Source organism: Paraconexibacter sp. (assembly GCF_059438195.1).
In genome coordinates, this window is sequence record NZ_JBLKKY010000089.1 from 1 (window position 1) to 13,871 (window position 13,871).

The window sequence follows — 13,871 nt, forward strand, 5'->3', positions numbered from 1 at the left end:
CCGGAGATCGGGGGCGGTCCGGGCGTCCATCGCGGTGTGAGTCGCCCCATCCCTCCTGACGACACCTGGACCAGGGGCAAGTGTCGTCAGTGACGGTGACGGTGACGGCGCCGCGCTGTCATCACGCCGCGCGTGTGCCGGTGGTGTCGTCGCTGCCGTCGCGGCGGGCGAAGTACGCGCTGCCCGACAGCGCCCGGTCGAAGCCCGACCACTCGGCGCCCGGCGCGAGCTGCTTCTCGAGGCGGTCGAACGAGCCGAGCCGCCCGCCGAGGTTGTCGATCATGTGGACGAGCGTCGCCTCGCGCGTGCACGGGACGACCGGGCTGCCGTGCTCGAGGGTGCCGTGGTGGCTGAGGATGATGTGGAGGATCGCCTGCGCGGTCGCGGCGGGGAACCCGGGGATGTCCTCGATGACCCGGCGGACGCGGTAGTAGCCCAGCGGGATCTCGCCCTGCAGGCGCCCGAGATCCGTCATGTCCGGCGCGTCGGGGTCGGTCGTGTACGCGTCGAGCTTGCCGATGTCGTGGATGAGCGCGCCGGTCACGGCGACGTCCCGGTCGATGCCGGGGAACGTCGCGCTGATGGCGCTCACCGCCTGGGCGACCGAGAGCGAGTGCTCGAGGAGGCCGTGCTGGTAGGCCTGGTGGAAGCGCTTGGCGGCCGGGGCGATCCGGTAGAGGTCGCCGGTCTCCGTGCCCTCGCCGAGCAGGCGGTCGAGGAGCTCGCGGAGGTGCGGGTCCTGCACGGTGTCGACGAGCGCGCGCAGGTCGGCGTCCATCTGCTCGTAGGAGCGCGGCGGACCGTCGCGGAGCTCGTGGGGGTCGAACGAGCCCGGCTCGGCGGGGCCCCACCGGTCGACGCGGAGGCGCCGGCCGTACCGCTCGTGCTCCTCGAGCGCGCCGCTGACCCGCACGAAGGCACCCGTGACGAGGTGCTCTGAGAGGTGCGCGACGTCCTCCCAGACCATCGCCTCGACCTCGCCGGTGCGGTCGCCGACGACGACGCGGAGGTACTCGGTGCCGTCCTTCTTCGCGCGACGCTCGACGGCGCGCACGAGGAGGACCTGATCGACCTCCGAACCAGGGGTGATCTCACGCAGCAGCACGGCGCCCACCGTAGGGGCGGCGTCGGACGACACGGGGCTCGTGTTCTCGCAAAAGGCCTGCATACCTCCATGAGTCGTGCTGCTGGTGCGCGATCTGACCAGGCGCCGGGCCGTCGGCCGCCGAGCCCGCTCGCGCCCGCCTCAGCGCTCGTAGAAGCGCAGCGCCCGGTCGGCGAGCGCGCCGGTCGCGCGCTCGTTCGCGACGGCGCCGACGATCGAGGCGAACCCCGGCACGAACCGCGCCGCCGTCCGCTTGCCCGCGTGCGTGCCGACGAGCGAGACGAGCGTCCGCACGAGGCCGCGGTCGTCGCCCGGCGCGGACGAGAGCTTCCCGCCGACGTAGGCCGCCGCGACCGGCGTGCCGATCCCGTCGAGCGCCGCGCGGGCCTCGCCGGGGTCGTCGTAGACGTCCTGGAGGACGAGCAGCTCGGCGGGGCGCATCGGGTCCCGCGGGTCGTGCCCGAGGGCCGCGGCGAGGTGGAAGACGAGACGCGACTGGATCCACGCGAGCGCGACGAGGTCGGGAACGACCGTCGTCCAGCCGCCCACGCCGAGGGCGGCGCCCTCGAGCCGCGCGAGGCGCGTGTACCGCGTGCGGGCGCGCTCGGCGGAGGCGGCCGGCGAGCGGCCCTCCTCGCGCTCGGCGGCGGTCCACGACGCGGCGGCCGGCCCGTGGAGCCGCGCGGCCTCGAGCGCGATGACCTCGGGGGCGCGCACCGGGTCCTCCCGCAGCCGGTCGAGGAAGCCGCGGGGGACGTGCTCGTCGGCGTGTCGCGCGGCCTCCACGACGAGGAGTCTCCCAGCCGGCGGCGAAATGCGACTTACAGTCGCGAATGCATGCGGACTGACCGTTCGGGAAGATGGAGGGGACATGCAGCCGCTCATCGAGTATCGGCTGGACGTCGGGGGGACCACCACGCGCGCGCTCGAGCTCGAGGGCGAAGGACCGCCGCTCGTCCTGTTCCACGGCTACGCGGACAGCGCCGACACCTGGCGCCGCGTCCTCGACGGCCTCGCGCGCGCGAACCGCCGCGCGATCGCGGTCGACCTCCCGGGCTTCGGCCGGGCGGACCGCCTCGACCGCGACGAGGCGATCCTTCCTCAGCTCGACCGCTTCGGCGCCGACGTCGTCGCCCACGTCGCCGAGGAGACGGGCGAGCAGGTCGTCGTCGCCGGCAACTCGCTCGGCGGCTGCCTGACCCTGCGCCTCGGCGCCGAGGACGACCTCCCGATCCGCGCTCTCGCCCCGATCGCGCCCGCCGGCTTCGAGCATCCCGTGTGGTTCCGGGCCCTCGAGGGCGACGCGCTCGTCCGCCTCCTCCTCACGGTCCCCCTGCCTCCGCCCCTCTTCCACAGGGTCGTCGGCGAGGCCTACCGCCAGCTCGCGTTCGCCCGCCCGCGTGACCAGGAGCCCGAGGTCGTCGCGGCCTTCGCGCAGCACCTGTCGCGTCGCCGCGACGTCCGCCGCTACCTCGCGACCGGCCGCCGGCTCATCCCCGAGCTCTCCGGGTGCATCCCGCTCGATCGCATCCGCCGACCGGTGCTCCTCGTCTGGGGCGACCGGGACCGGATGGTCACCCACCGCGGGGCGCGGGTCCTGCTCGAGGCGCTCCCCGACTCCGAGTACGTCGAGCTCGAGGGCATCGGCCACTGCCCGCAGATCGAGGCCGCCGCGCGCGTGACGGAGCTCCTGCTGCGCCACGACGGCGACGAGCCCGGGCGGGGTCGCAGGCCGGCCGGCGCGGCCGCGTAGCGGCGGCACCTGCAACCTGCCCTGCAAGCGGAGGTGCGGGCGGCTCGGCACCGACGTCGACGCCGTACCCTGTGGACGATGCGCCCGCTTCCCCTCGCCCTCGCCGGGTCCGTTTTCGCGCTCGTCCCCGCGGCGACGGCCTCCGCGCAGCTCCCGACCGAGCCGCGGATCGCGCCCGGCGTCTCGGCCGGAGGCGTCGACGTCTCGAACCTCACGGTCGGGCAGGCCTCGGACAAGCTCCTCGCCTACCTCGAGAAGAAGGCGCTCCGGGACGTCGTCCTCAAGGCGGCGGGCAAGACGTTCCGGCTCGATGCCGAGGAGTCGAAGCTCGAGTTCGACCCGCTCACCTCGGCCAAGCGCGCGCTCTACGCGGGCCGGCCGGCGCCCGGCCAGACGATCGACGTCCCCGTGAAGCTCACGTACTCCACGCTCGCGATCCGCGACTGGGCGCGCGACGTCGCCGATGAGGTGGAGCGCAAGCCGCGCAACGCCCGCCTGCGCATCGGCCTCAAGAAGATCCGCGCCCGAGGGTCGCGGAAGGGCCGCGAGCTCGACGCCGAGGGCACGGAGCGGATCGTGAAGGAGGCCTACGACGGCGGCCTCTCGCAGACGCGCGTCCTCAAGCAGTCGGTGAGCTCCGTGAAGCCGGACGTCACCTACAAGACGCTGCGCAAGCGGCACTCGACGGTCCTCACGGTCTCCAAGCGCGAGTTCAAGATCCGCCTCTTCAAGAACTTCAAGGTCGTCAAGAGCTACGGCGTCGCGATCGGCCAGTCGGCGTACCCGACGCCGAGCGGGCGGTTCCGCATCCAGAACAAGCAGGTCAACCCCGTGTGGTCGGTGCCGAACTCGCCGTGGGCCGGCGAGCTCGCCGGGACGACCGTGCAGGGCGGCACCGCCCAGAACCCGCTCAAGGCGCGGTGGATGGGCATCGTCGGGGGCGTCGGCATCCACGGCACCGGCCAGGAGTACTCGATCGGCACGCGCGCCTCCCACGGCTGCATCCGCATGCGCGTCGCCGACGTCATCGCGCTCTACAAGCGCGTCCCCGTCGGGACGACGATCGTCATCCGCTGAGCGTCGGCGCGGCTCGGGCCGCGCCGGCCGCGCGCAGGTCGTCGCGGCCCCGGCTCAGTGGCCGCGGCGCCGCCGGGTGCCGACCGCCGGGCGCGCGGGCCGCTGCTCGCCGCGCGGGGCACGCCGCTCGTCGGCGTCGCGGCGCAGGAGCTCCTCGGAGGCCTCGTCCGGCCACACTCCGTGGCGGTCGTAGAAGGCCCGGGCGTCCTCCTCGGCGTGGCGATCGCGCTCGCCCGCGTTCGCGATGCGGAAGAGCCAGTTGAAGAGCCAGATCGCGAGCCCCGCCCCGATGATCCCGGCACCGCCCTCGAGCGCGATCTCGTCCTGGCCGATCGCGATGACGAGGACGCCCCCGAGGACGACGAGCAAGGGGAGCCAGGTGCGGACGAAGGCGATGACGAAGGGGCGGGTCACCGCTCACGAGGCTACCGACGAGCCGAGCCTCGTCCCGTGACGCTCGTCCACCGCCCGACCGAGGGCGCCCCGCGCTTCGAGAGCGCGAAGAGCATCCACGGCCCCGGCGGCGCGACCGCGGCCGACCGCGGGCCCCGCACGGTGAGCACGTGCGTGCCGCGGGACGTCGTCCGCCGGCGCACGACGCGCAGCTCGACGAAGCGCTGGTTCATGTCGAGGGCGTGCGTCGTCGCCCCCGGGGCGAGGAGGGTGACGCGCCGCGGCACGGGGCCGCGGGTGCGGAGGGTGAACGTCCGGCCGTCGGACCGCAGCCGCTTCGGCGCCCCGACGATCCGCGGCCGCGCGCCGCGGAAGAGGTAGGGCGGCTCGTAGACCTCGGCGGTGTCGCCGTCGCGGTTGGGGTTGCCGTCGTCCCCGGCCGACCACACCCGGCCGTCGGGCAGGAGGAGCGCGACGGAGTGGTAGGTGCGGTCCTCGCGCTGGGCGGGGCCGAGGCGCCAGCGGCCCGTGCGCGGGTCCCAGAGCTCGACGCGCCGGTTCGCGCGCGCCGCGGCGAAGGCCGCGTCCGTCTTCGTGTGGCCGCGGGCGCCTCCGAGCGTCACCATCGAGCCGTCCGGGAGGAGGACGGTGTTCGGCCAGTACCGGCCGCGGCGCTGCGACGGCGCCTTGCGCCAGCCGCGGGAGAGCCGCCGCTCGTCGAGGACGAGGGTCGTCCGGTAGGCGCGCGCCTCCTCGCCGCGCACCGGGCGCAGGAAGTCCGCCCCGCCGATGAGCATCGCCCGCGGCGAGGAGCCGGAGCGTGTCGGGACCGGCACGATGTTCGCCCCGCCGCGGTGGCGCGGCAGCTCCGGCGCGCGGCGCCAGCGCATCGTCTCGGGGTCGAGGAGCCCGGCGTCGTCCTTCAGCGGTCCGGCGAGGAGCACGCGCGAGGACGGCATGAGGAGCATCTGCGGGTACGTCCAGGTCCGGCGGTCGCCCGACGGGGCGTGGCGGACCGTCCGCCCGTCGCGCGAGACGACGTCGAGCGTCCCGGTGAAGTCCGTCGGCTTGTTGTCGTCGTAGCCGCCGAGAACCACGGTCCGCCCGTCGGCGAGCTTCGTCTGGGTCGGGTACCAGCGGGCGACGGTCATGTCGTCCGACCGGACCCAGTCCTCCTTCCACGGGTCGAAGACCAGGACGGTCTTGATGCCGGGCGGGTTCGTGAAGCCGCGCTCCGCCCAGCGGAGGTCGAGCGTCCCGCCCGTGACGAGGACGCGGCCGTCGGCGAGGAGGGTCTGCCCCGAGCAGTACAGCGGCACGCGCTCGGGGACGCCGTCGCCGTCGATGTCGATCTGCGGCGCCGGGACCGCCCGCAGCGAGTCGGGCCCCGTGCCCTTCGACGGATCCCACAGCGTCGAGGCCGACGAGGTCTCCTGGTGGCTGTTCGGCGTCCGCGTGATGAGGTTCTGCGTCCACTCGTAGCCCCAGAAGAGGACCTTGCCGGTAGGGAGCATCGTCGCGTGGATCGCGTAGTGCGGAAGGTCGACGACGTCCTTCGTCCAGCGCCCGACGCGCGCGAGCTTCTCGCGGGTGCGCGGCTGACGCGGGAGGCGCGAGCACCGGTCCTGCCCGGTCGGCATCCCGGCGGGCGGCCGGGGCCGCGAGAAGTCGAACGCGTTCGCGTCGCCGCGCGGCCGGCACGCGTCGAAGCCGGGGTCGCCGCCCGGCGGGACCGGCGGCAGCGGCGCGGCCTGGCGGGCGGTCGCGTGCTGCAGGGCGTGGTCGAGGCCGAGGACCTGCGCCTCGGCGAGCACGCGCGCCCGCTCCTGCGCCGAGAGGGCGCCCGTCGTCCCGCCTGTCGGCCCGTGTGCCGCTGCCGCGCCCGGCGCGCACAGCGCGATCGCGCACGCCAGCAGCGCGCACCGGCGTCCCCGCCCCTGCTCCCGCATGCGCGCAGGGTAGTGGGCGCGCGCCCGTCCTGCGGCGCTTCACCACCCGTGCGGCGCGACCTCGACGCGCGGAGGGGCGAATTCAACGCGCGGAGGGGCGAATTCAACGCGCGGAGGGGCGAATTCAACGCGCGTTCGATTCGCTCCCATATAGGGGGCGAATTCAACGCGCGTTCGATTCGCCCCCCCCTCAGGGCGCGGGCGGGGCGAGGTCGACGGCTCTCAGGCGGCGACGGCGCGCGCGGTCTCGCCGGCGGCCCCCTCGCCGAACATCCCGCGCGCGATCTCGCGCCGGCGCAGGCGCAGGTACGTCGGACCCATCGTGCGCAGCGCGCGCGGCAGCACGGGGGTCGTCGCGCGCGAGGCGGCGCCGAGGAGAGCGAGCTCGCGCTCCTGGGCCGCGGTGAGCCGCATGTCGAGCCGGTCCTGGGCGGAGGCGGGGAGGAGCCCGGTCGTCGCGAGCGCCATCGCACGCGACGCGGGGATCCGCGCGATCCGCCAGGCGCGCGGCAGCGGCCGGGGCAGGGGCGGCGCCGCCGGCTCGGCGAGCGTGTGCTGGACGAGGCGGACGACGTCGTTGTCCTCGAGGTGCGTGTGCACGGTGTCGTCGACGTAGCGGGTGAACGCGTCCCAGCCCTGGGGGAGGTCGCCCTCGCGGATGCCGAGGAGGCGGCCGAGACCGCGCCACTCCGCCCAGAACCGCTCGCGCTGCTCCGGGAGGAAGGGACGGCCGAAGCGCTCGTGGGCGCCGACGATCGACACGGCGAGCGTCGCGTGGACCCACGCGTAGGCCCCCGGCTCGAGCGCGTGGAAGCGCCGGCCCGACGGGTCCACGCCCTTGATGCGCTTGTGCATCTCGCGCATCCGCGCCCCGGTGCGCGCCGCCGCCTCCGGTCCGCCGTAGACGAGGAGGTTGACGTAGTCGAGGGTGCGGAAGAGCCGCCCCCACGGGTCGGTGACGAAGTCGGAGTGCTCGCGGACGCCGCCGGCGACGGTCGGGTGGGCGACCTGGAGGACGAGCGCGGTCCCGGCGCCGAACATCGCCCGGGCATCGCCCGCCCGACGCCACGTGATCGTCTCCGGGCCGACGGCGTAGCGGCGGGCGTCGGCGGGATCGGGTAGGACGGAGGCCATGCTTCGCGATGGTACTGATCGGCGGCTGTGAGTACCAGTGACGGGCTCGCATGCCCGGGTACGGTGTACTCCGATGGCCGACCGTCCCAGCGATCTCGTCGCGCTCCTCGCCCGCGCGATCGGCGAGGGCGCGGCGCGCGAGGAGGACCCGACCGACCGGCGCATCCTCGACGCGGCCCTCGAGGAGTTCGCGGCGGCCGGGACGCGCGCGGCGACGATGGACGACGTCGCGGCCCGGGCGGGGGTCGGCCGCATGACGGTCTTCCGCCGCTTCGGCTCGAAGGGCGTTCTCGTCGAGCGGCTCATGCTGCGCGAGCTGCGGCGCTTCCTCGCCGACGTCGACGAGGCGCTCGCGGGCCTCGAGGATCCCGCGGAGCGGATCGCCGAGGCCTTCGTGCTCTGCGCCCGCATCGCCAACCGGCATCCGCTCGTCGCGCGGCTCGCCTTCGACGAGACCGGATCGACGCTCGAGCGGCTCGCGAGCGGCGCCCCGTCGGTGCTCGAGCTAGCCCGGCTCTACGTCGCCGACCGCCTCCGCGTCGATCGGCGGGTCGCCGAGGGGGCGCGCGAGGACGCCGACCGCATCGCCGACGTGCTCGTCCGCCTGGCGCTCACCTACGTGCTCCTCCCGTCGCCGGTCGTCGACGTCAGCGACGAGGACGCGGCGCGCGCCTTCGCGCGGAGCACCCTCGCGCCGCTCATCGCGCGCTGAGGGCCGTCAGCCCTCCTCGCGGGGCCCGGGGATCCCGCGGAAGCCGAACGGCGCGCTCTCGCGGCCCGCCTGGACGAACCAGCACTCACCCGACATCTCGCCGTCGAAGAGCCGGAGCACCGTCTCGGCGACCCTCTCGGCGGGGATGATCGGCACGCCCGCCGCCGCGAGGCCCTCGCGGATCGGCTCGATGATCTGGGACTCCGCGAAGCCCGGGCAGACGGCGTTGACGCGGATGCCCTCGGTGTCGGCGAGCGCGCCGAGCGAGCGGACGAGGCCGACGACGGCGTGCTTGTTCGCCGCGTACAGCGGGTCGAAGGGCACGGCGGTGAGGCCCGCGAGCGAGGCCGTCGCGACGATCGCGCCGCCGCCGCGCTCGCGCATCGCGGGCAGGCAGGCGTGGACGCCGAACACGACGCCGTCGAGGTTGACGCCCATCACGTGCCGGTAGCGCTCGAGATCGAAGTCGTCGCCGACGCCGATCATGGAGGCGACGCCCGCGTTGAGGTACGCGAGGTCGAGGCCGCCGTGGGCGACGACCGTCGCCTCGACGGCGGTCCGGTTCGCGTCGAGGTCGCGGACGTCGGCCTCGATGAAGAGCGCGCCGATCTCGTCGGCGATGTCGGTGCCCGCCTCGGCGTCGACGTCGACGCACACCACGCGGTCGCCGCGTGCCGCGAGCGCGCCGGCGGCCGCCGCGCCGAGGCCGCTCGCCGCCCCGGTGACGAGGGCGACGCGTCCCTTCTGCTCCGTGGCCATGCCGCGCAGCCTACGCGGCGGCGGGACGCGGCCGGTGGGTCATCACGAGCAGCGCGGTCCCGCCGACGAGCGCGGACATCACGACGACCGCGGGCCAGGCGCCGATCGCGTCGCCGAGCGGGTGGGAGACGACGAAGGCGGCGAGGGCGACCGCGAGGAGCGCGGCCGTGCGGGCCGTCCCGGCGACCGGGCGGGCGCGCATCGCGCACCACGCGCCGCCGGCGAGGAGGACCGCGCCCCCGAGGGGGCGCACGCCGGTCACGTCGGCGACGGCAAACCCCGCGAGGAACGCGAGAGCGGCGACGACGGCGACCGGGCGGGCGACGGACGAGTCGGACACCCCTCGGAGGATACGGCGCGCCCCCCGCGCTCTTCGCATCTCGGCAGCCGACGGTGGCTGGGAAGATGCGAAGAGGCGGTGGTCTCGGCGGCCCGGGCCTCCGCTAGCCTGCGTCGCCCGTGAGCGAGATGGTTCTCACCAAGGGGCTGACGAAGCGGTTCGGCCAGCGTGTCGCCGTGGACGACGTGGACCTCGCGGTCCCGGCCGGGTCGTGCTTCGGCTTCCTCGGTCCAAACGGCGCCGGGAAGACGACGATGATCCGCCTCCTCCTCGGGCTCGCCCGCCCGAGCGCCGGCGAGGTCCGTCTCGGCGGCGTCGACGTCGTCGCCGACCCGCAGACGGCGCTGCGCGGGGTCGGCGCGATCGTCGAGGAGCCGCGGTTCCACCCGCACCTCACGGGCATCGAGAACCTCCGCGTCCACGCGCCGCTCGTCGACGGCCAGGGCGCGGTCGCGCGCATCCCGGCGCTCCTGGAGACGGTCGGCCTCGCCGGTCGCGGCGACGACGCCGTGAAGAGCTACTCGATGGGCATGCGCCAGCGGCTCGGCGTCGCGCGCGCGCTCCTCGGCGACCCGCGCCTCCTCGTCCTCGACGAGCCGACGAACGGCCTCGACGCGGCGGGGATGGCCGAGTTCCGCCTCCTCATCCGCCGCCTCGTCGACGAGGACGGCCGGACCGTCTTCCTCTCCTCGCACCTCCTCGACGAGATGCAGAAGCTCTGCGACGACGTCGCGATCGTGGAGGAGGGCCGGGTCGTGCGGCAGTCCTCCATGACCGCGCTCCTCGACGAGGGCGACCGCGCCCTGCTCGTCGCCTGCGACGACCTCGCGCGGGCGGCCGCCGTGCTCGAGGGGGCGCCCGGCGTCTCGTCGGTGACGACGCTCCCCGCCGGCGTCCTGCGCGTCGAGGGCGACGTCGCGGCGCCCGCGGTCGCGGCGCTCAACCGCCGGCTCGTCGAGGCGGGGGTCGGCGTCCACGGCCTGCGCCTCGACGTCCAGACGCTCGAGCGCCGCTTCCTCGACCTCACCGGGGGGCGGGCCGGATGAGCGCCCTCGTCGCGGCCGACCTCCTCAAGTTCCGCCGTCGCCGGCTGCTCGCGGGCAGCGCGGTCGGCCTCCCGCTCTTCTTCGGGCTGCTCTTCGTCGTCCTCACGGCGACCGACGTCGTCGAGGCCGACGGCGGCGCCCTCTTCTACGAGGACTTCGTGTTCGGGATGTCGACGCTCGGCGCGATCATCCTCATCGTCGTCGGCGCCCGCCTCGGGAGCGAGGAGCACGCGGCCGGCACCCTCCGCTACCAGCTCCTCACCGGCGTGCCGCGCGCCCGCCTCTACCTCTCGAAGGTCCTCGCCGCGGTCGTCATCGTCCTCGTCGTCGTCGCGGCCTGCGCGATCCCCGCGCTCATCGGCGCGGCCCTCATCGGCGACGACGGCGGTCCGGCGGTGACCGGGGAGATGGTCGGCGAGGGCATCTGGAACCTCTTCATCACGCTCCTCGTCCCCGCGCTCATCGCGCTCGGCGTCGGCGGGCTCTTCCGCTCGACGGGCCCGGCGATCACGATCGCGCTCTTCCTCAACCTGCTCGGGATCCAGCTCGTCCTCCTCCTCACACTCATCGACGACTCGCTGCGCAACGTCGTGCTCTCGCTCGGCGTCAACCGGCTGACGTTCAACGACGTCGATGCGGACGACGCCGTCTCGCTCGCCGCCGCGCTCGTCGTCGTCCCCACGTGGGTCGCGGCGTTCCTCGCCGCCGGGTGGGCGCGCCTGCGCACGCTCGAGGCGTAGGCGGTGCGGGCGCGCACCGATCACGGCGCGACGCCTCGCTTCGACGCGGGCCTCGTCGAGGTCGGGGAGGGCGTCCGCGCGTGGCTCACGCCCAACGGGGAGTGGGGCGAGTCGAACGCGGGTGTCGTCACGGGCGACGGTGCGGCCTGCGTCGTGGACACGCAATGGGACCTCGCGCGGACGCGTCGCCTCCTCGGCGCGGTGGCCGACGTCGTGCCCGAGCCGGTCTCGACCCTCGTCCTCACGCACGCCGACGGGGACCACGCATGGGGCGCGCAGCTCCTCGCGGGCGGCGAGATCGTCGCCACCGAGACCGCGGCCGAGCTGCTCGCCGAGGACCCGCCCGCCGGCCTGCAGCGCTTCCAGGCCCTCGCGCCCGTCCTCGGTCGCGTCGGCGGGCTCCCGCTCCCGGTCGTCGGCTCCGTGGGCCTCCCGCTGCTCCCGCGCCTCCCGCTCGGCGTCCTCGGCCGCTACGTCGGGGCGATGCTCGCGCCGTACGACTTCTCGGGGATCGAGCCGCCCGCGCCGACCCGCACGTTCAGCGGCGAGCTCGTCCTCGACGTCGGCGGCCGCGAGCTGCGCCTCCGCGAGGTCGCGCCGGCGCACACCGCGGGGGACCTCGTCGCGCACGTCCCGGACGCGGACGTCGTCTTCGCCGGCGACGTCCTCTTCGTCGGCGTCCATCCGGTCATGTGGGCCGGCCCCGCGTCCTCGTGGCGCGCGGCCCTCGACGTCATCGCGGGCCTCGCCCCGCGCGTCGTCGTCCCGGGCCACGGGCCCCTCGCGACGCTCGACGACGTCGCCGTGCTGCGCGCGTACCTCGAGTGGGCCGAGGAGACGGCCGTCCCCCGTCTCGAGGCCGGCGCCTCTCCGCGGGCGGCGGCGCGCGCCATGCTCCTCGAGGATCTGGACATCGCCGCGCCGTGGGCGGCCTGGGACTCGCCGGAGCGCCTCGTCATCACCGTCGCGACGATCGACCGCCGCCGCCGCGGCGGGCCCCCCGGCGTCGGCGCCGTCGAGCGCGCCCGCCTCTTCGCCGACGTCGCGAGCCTCGCAGCGGAGCTGCGCGGCTGAACGGCGTCACGCGGCAGCGGGGCGGGCGCGCATCCCGCTGCGCCCGGCGCCGCCCGAGGCGGATGCCGTCTCGGCGACAGCCGTCGCGAGCGCCATGATCGACACCTGCGGGTTGACGCCCGGGCACTCGGGGAGGAGCGAGGCGTCGGCGACGAGGACCCCGTCGACGCCGCGCAGGCGGCCGGCCGGGTCGCAGGGGTGGCGCGCCGGGTCGTCGCCGCCGGCGGCGGTGCCCGTCGGATGGAACGCGGCGAGGTGCAGCCGGCGGGGATCGATGCCCTCGAGCGCCGCGGCGATCTCGTCGCGGCGGCGGACCGGCGCGGCGCCGCCCCCGAGCTCGACCTCCTCGGCACCCGCCGCGAGCAGCGCCTCGGCCATCGCCCCGAGCGCGCGGACGAGGCGGCGGCCGTCCTCGCGGTCGAGCCGGTAGGTGATGACCGGCCTGCGTGCGCCGAGGACGCGGCCGGACGGCTTGTCGTCGATCATCGCGCCGAGCGAGGCGAGATGAGAGGCGTCCTCGATCCGGCGGATGAGCTCGCGGCCGACGCCCGGTAGGACCATCGACCCCATGCCCGGCGGCGTCGCGGTCGCCTCGATGAGGATGCCGTCCCGCTCGTGCAGCTCCTCGATGCCGACGCTCTGCAGGACGCCGCGCCACGCGTGGACCGGCTCGGCGAAGCGCCCGGCGGCCCCCAGCGCCGGATGGATCGAGAGGTTCGCGCCGAGTCGCGGATGGCGCCCGAGGCCGGACCGCCGCAGCAGGGCGGGGGTCTCGACGGCCCCGCCGGCGACGACGACGAGCGGCGCGCGCACCTCGATCCGTCGGCCGTTCGCGTCGCGGCCGCGGACGCCCGCCGCGCGGCCCCGCTCGTGGAGGACGCGGTCGACGCGCAGCCGGCTGATGATGCGCGCGCCGGCCGCGCACGCCTGCGGCAGGGCGGTGAGGTGGACGCCCGCCTTCGCGGCACGCGGACACCCGATCGCGCACTGGCAGCTCCCGGCGCAGCCCGGCGCGTTGCGGCGCAGCGGCGCGGCCCGCCAGCCGAGCGCCTCCGCCCCCGCGAGCGCGAGCTGCGCGTTGCGCCCGAGGACCGCGGCGGGCGCGGGGGCGACGGAGATCGTCTCCTCCACGTCGGCGAGCCGCGGGTCGAGCGTGGAGGGGTCGGCGAGCGCGAGGCCGTGCTCGCCGTGCCACCGCGCGACGACGTCGGCGGGAGGCCGGTAGCACGTGCCCGAGTTGACGACGGTCGTCCCGCCGACGGCGCGGCCCATCGGCAGGGCCACGGGAGGTGCGCCGAGCGCGATCGTCGCGCCGCCGTCGCGGTAGAGGCCGGCGAAGCGCCGCAGCGGGTCGGTCGCCCGGATGCGCGCGACCGGCCAGTGCTCGCCCTCCTCGACGACGACGACGCGGCGCCCCGCACGCGCCAGCGCGCGGGCGGCGAACGCCCCGCCGGCGCCCGAGCCGACGACGACGACGTCGGCGTCGAGGCGGGCCGGACCCTCGGCGGCGTCGCGGAGGTCGAGGGCGCCGTCGTCGCGCGCGGGTGCGTGGCGCGTCGCGACAGCGCCGATCTCGCCGGCGTGCGAGCGCGCGCCGTGGGCGAGGAGGAGCAGCGCCTTCAGCCCGTCGAGCGCGGCCGCACCTGCCGGGCCCGCCGAGGCGAGCCCGCGCAGGAGGCCCGAGCGCTCGTCGGGCGGCAGGGCGAAGAGCGGGCGCCCGTGACGCAGCCACGACGCCGCGGCGAGCGCGACGCCGCCCGCGGCGAGCCCCGCGCGCGAGGTCCCGGGC

14 protein-coding genes are annotated in these 13,871 nt (G+C 75.8%); 6 read left to right on the plus strand and 8 right to left on the minus strand.

The window, feature by feature from the left end; genetic code table 11:
- Positions 1-121: 121 nt before the first annotated feature.
- A complete protein-coding gene (locus ACME2J_RS20270) occupies positions 122-1,105 on the minus strand; it encodes a 3'-5' exoribonuclease YhaM family protein (protein WP_495546762.1) in 984 nt (327 codons plus the stop codon).
- Positions 1,106-1,246: 141 nt separating this feature from the next.
- The gene (locus tag ACME2J_RS20275; RefSeq protein ID WP_495546763.1) at positions 1,247-1,891 is read right to left on the minus strand and encodes an EcsC family protein; all 645 of its coding nucleotides are present in this window, start codon (positions 1,889-1,891) and stop codon (positions 1,247-1,249) included.
- Between the two features lie 85 nt (positions 1,892-1,976).
- Between ACME2J_RS20275 and ACME2J_RS20280 the strand changes: the two genes are divergently transcribed.
- The gene (locus ACME2J_RS20280) at positions 1,977-2,858 is read left to right on the plus strand and encodes an alpha/beta fold hydrolase (RefSeq protein WP_495546764.1); all 882 of its coding nucleotides are present in this window, start codon (positions 1,977-1,979) and stop codon (positions 2,856-2,858) included.
- A 78-nt stretch (positions 2,859-2,936) separates the two neighbouring features.
- Positions 2,937-3,935, plus strand: a complete 999-nt coding sequence (locus tag ACME2J_RS20285) for a L,D-transpeptidase family protein (protein WP_495546765.1) — start codon at positions 2,937-2,939, stop codon at positions 3,933-3,935.
- A 54-nt stretch (positions 3,936-3,989) separates the two neighbouring features.
- Here the strand turns inward: ACME2J_RS20285 and ACME2J_RS20290 are convergent, their stop codons facing one another.
- The 3 genes from ACME2J_RS20290 to ACME2J_RS20300 all read right to left on the minus strand — a co-directional run bounded on the left by ACME2J_RS20290 (position 3,990) and on the right by ACME2J_RS20300 (position 7,411).
- Positions 3,990-4,349, minus strand: a complete 360-nt coding sequence (locus ACME2J_RS20290) for a hypothetical protein (RefSeq protein ID WP_495546766.1) — start codon at positions 4,347-4,349, stop codon at positions 3,990-3,992.
- A gap of 11 nt (positions 4,350-4,360) precedes the next feature.
- The gene (locus ACME2J_RS20295) at positions 4,361-6,277 is read right to left on the minus strand and encodes a galactose oxidase early set domain-containing protein (RefSeq protein ID WP_495546767.1); all 1,917 of its coding nucleotides are present in this window, start codon (positions 6,275-6,277) and stop codon (positions 4,361-4,363) included.
- Between the two features lie 222 nt (positions 6,278-6,499).
- Positions 6,500-7,411 (minus strand): oxygenase MpaB family protein, encoded by a 912-nt coding sequence (locus ACME2J_RS20300; RefSeq protein WP_495546768.1) that lies wholly within the window; start codon positions 7,409-7,411, stop codon positions 6,500-6,502.
- A gap of 73 nt (positions 7,412-7,484) precedes the next feature.
- On the opposite strand from ACME2J_RS20300, the gene ACME2J_RS20305 reads away from it, so the two are divergent.
- A complete protein-coding gene (locus ACME2J_RS20305; RefSeq protein ID WP_495546769.1) occupies positions 7,485-8,123 on the plus strand; it encodes a TetR/AcrR family transcriptional regulator in 639 nt (212 codons plus the stop codon).
- Between the two features lie 6 nt (positions 8,124-8,129).
- Here the strand turns inward: ACME2J_RS20305 and ACME2J_RS20310 are convergent, their stop codons facing one another.
- Both ACME2J_RS20310 and ACME2J_RS20315 read right to left on the minus strand, forming a co-directional pair.
- A complete protein-coding gene (locus ACME2J_RS20310) occupies positions 8,130-8,882 on the minus strand; it encodes an SDR family NAD(P)-dependent oxidoreductase (RefSeq protein ID WP_495546770.1) in 753 nt (250 codons plus the stop codon).
- 10 nt (positions 8,883-8,892) lie between these two features.
- Positions 8,893-9,222, minus strand: coding sequence for a hypothetical protein (locus tag ACME2J_RS20315; RefSeq protein WP_495546771.1), 330 nt, complete (start codon positions 9,220-9,222; stop codon positions 8,893-8,895).
- Between the two features lie 128 nt (positions 9,223-9,350).
- Here ACME2J_RS20315 and ACME2J_RS20320 point away from each other — a divergent pair, with 128 nt between their 5' ends.
- The 3 genes from ACME2J_RS20320 to ACME2J_RS20330 are packed head-to-tail and all read left to right on the plus strand — an operon-like array spanning position 9,351 to position 12,082.
- Positions 9,351-10,268: an ABC transporter ATP-binding protein gene (locus ACME2J_RS20320; protein WP_495546775.1), complete on the plus strand. Its 918-nt coding sequence runs from the start codon at positions 9,351-9,353 to the stop codon at positions 10,266-10,268.
- Positions 10,265-11,008: a DUF2705 family protein gene (locus ACME2J_RS20325; RefSeq protein ID WP_495546772.1), complete on the plus strand. Its 744-nt coding sequence runs from the start codon at positions 10,265-10,267 to the stop codon at positions 11,006-11,008. Before ACME2J_RS20320 ends, ACME2J_RS20325 begins: the two co-directional genes overlap by 4 nt.
- A gap of 3 nt (positions 11,009-11,011) precedes the next feature.
- Entirely contained in the window at positions 11,012-12,082 is a 1,071-nt protein-coding gene (locus tag ACME2J_RS20330) for an MBL fold metallo-hydrolase (protein WP_495546773.1), read from the plus strand.
- A gap of 6 nt (positions 12,083-12,088) precedes the next feature.
- Here ACME2J_RS20330 and ACME2J_RS20335 read toward each other — a convergent pair.
- Positions 12,089-13,871 (minus strand): GMC family oxidoreductase N-terminal domain-containing protein (locus ACME2J_RS20335; protein WP_495546774.1); only part of this gene is annotated, 1,783 nt, incomplete at its 5' end.

Excerpts from the sequence above, each read along its gene's own strand:
- ACME2J_RS20280 (WP_495546764.1), top strand. The coding sequence starts at position 1,977 with ATGCAGCCGCTCATCGAGTATCGGCTGGACGTCGGGGGGACCACCACG.
- ACME2J_RS20320 (WP_495546775.1), top strand. The coding sequence starts at position 9,351 with ATGGTTCTCACCAAGGGGCTGACGAAGCGGTTCGGCCAGCGTGTCGCC.
- ACME2J_RS20325 (WP_495546772.1), top strand. The coding sequence starts at position 10,265 with ATGAGCGCCCTCGTCGCGGCCGACCTCCTCAAGTTCCGCCGTCGCCGG.
- ACME2J_RS20285 (WP_495546765.1), top strand. The coding sequence starts at position 2,937 with ATGCGCCCGCTTCCCCTCGCCCTCGCCGGGTCCGTTTTCGCGCTCGTC.
- ACME2J_RS20305 (WP_495546769.1), top strand. The coding sequence starts at position 7,485 with ATGGCCGACCGTCCCAGCGATCTCGTCGCGCTCCTCGCCCGCGCGATC.
- ACME2J_RS20295 (WP_495546767.1), bottom strand. The coding sequence starts at position 6,277 with ATGCGGGAGCAGGGGCGGGGACGCCGGTGCGCGCTGCTGGCGTGCGCG.
- ACME2J_RS20300 (WP_495546768.1), bottom strand. The coding sequence starts at position 7,411 with ATGGCCTCCGTCCTACCCGATCCCGCCGACGCCCGCCGCTACGCCGTC.
- ACME2J_RS20310 (WP_495546770.1), bottom strand. The coding sequence starts at position 8,882 with ATGGCCACGGAGCAGAAGGGACGCGTCGCCCTCGTCACCGGGGCGGCG.